Source organism: Actinomycetospora lutea (assembly GCF_028737205.1).
Classification (GTDB): domain Bacteria; phylum Actinomycetota; class Actinomycetes; order Mycobacteriales; family Pseudonocardiaceae; genus Actinomycetospora; species Actinomycetospora lutea.
The window spans coordinates 1-1,429 of the sequence record NZ_JAQZAL010000088.1 but is presented as its reverse complement, the minus strand read 5'-3'; the positions used below and the strand labels follow the sequence as shown (position 1 = coordinate 1,429).

At 68.3% G+C, this 1,429-nt stretch carries 1 protein-coding gene; it reads left to right on the top strand.

The window, feature by feature from the left end; translation table 11 throughout:
* A partial coding sequence (locus tag PHK61_RS31765; protein WP_274285033.1) for an SRPBCC family protein occupies nt 1–1,242 on the top strand: 1,242 nt, incomplete at its 5' end.
* Nucleotides 1,243–1,429 lie beyond the last annotated feature (187 nt).

Genomic DNA, 1,429 nt, shown 5'->3' with positions numbered 1-1,429 from the left:
ACGGCCAGCATGCTCGCCGACATCACGCTCAAGATTCAGGAGACACGCCCTAGCCCAGGCGATTTCGCCGCGTTCGCCGCGCCCGGATACGTCAAGATCGTGCTCTCGGTGCGCGCCGTGCCGCAGGGCCCGGACGCCGCGGTGCTGACCGTTGAGACCCGGGTCGCGGCGACCGACGCCGCGAGCGCGCGCCGCTTCCGCCGCTACTGGCGGGCAATCGGCCCGTTCAGCGAGCTGATCCGGCGCATCGCCCTCGGCATGCTCACTCGGGAGCTGGACCCGCCCGCCCGCAACAGCGGCGAGATACTCATCGGCCGCCCGGCGGAGACGGTGTTCGACGCGGTCGCCGACGAGCGCACCGAGCCGCGCTACAACCCTCAGGTGCGCGGTGTGGAGCTGCTCACCCCGGAGCCGCTGGGCGTGGGCACCCGTTTCCGCGCAGAGGCGGGCAGCGCCGCCATGACAATCGAGATCACCGGCTACGACCGCCCGCGCCGGTTCGACTCCACCACTCGCATGGGCGCGATGGACATCGACTACACGCTCACCTTCGAGCCGGTCGAGGCGGGCACACGGATGCACTGGCTGTTCGAGCTGCACCTTCGCGGCGCTTTGCGGGCGCTGCGGCCAGCAGTCGAGGCGTTGGGCCGCCGCCAGGAACGGCGCAACTGGGCCCTGCTGCGCCGCTACCTGGAATCACGGTCAGGTGCTCTCATGGTCCCCAACGACGCGGATAGGGAGTTCCGTCAGACGCCGTGCTTGACAGGACCGACGAACTCCGGCGCTTTCGGCTTCGTCTCCTCCGTGCCGATCCGCCGATCCCAGGCGGACGTTTTCGCCTTCTTGTCCGAGGTACAGGACTCCGAACCGATCCCCCGGCGAGCCAGGGTGCGGATGGTGAAGGAGCCTGACGGGCCGACCACCGTCGGCACTCGATGGCACGAGCAGGTCCGCCTGCTGCCTGGCTGTTGGCTGCATGTCCGGAGCGTGGTGACTGAGGTCGAGGAGCCAGTCCGGCTGGGCATGGACTTCTCGAGCTGCTGGTTCGCCGGCCACACCGTCTACGAGATGACGCCGACTACGGGCGGGTGTGTGTTGCGCCACCGAGAGGTGATCCGGCCGCGCCCGTGGATGTCTGTGGCAGTTGGTCTTCTCGGGCGCAGCCGTCGACGGCACGTGGCGGAGCGCCTTCAGGACATCAAGGCGGTGCTGGAGACCCAGCGGCCGACACCGGGCAGCTGATGGATCATCTTCAAGTTGGAGTTTCTGGCTGTCCGAGGTACTGGTCGGCGCGGTGAAGACACATCTGCTGATGCTGCCCTGGGTGTGGATGTGACGGATCTGGCCGGTCGCCCTCTTCCGTGGCGCGGGTCGTGGTGCGAATCGACGGCGACTAACAGTCCGTGGTGCGATTAGAGTGACCGGCTCC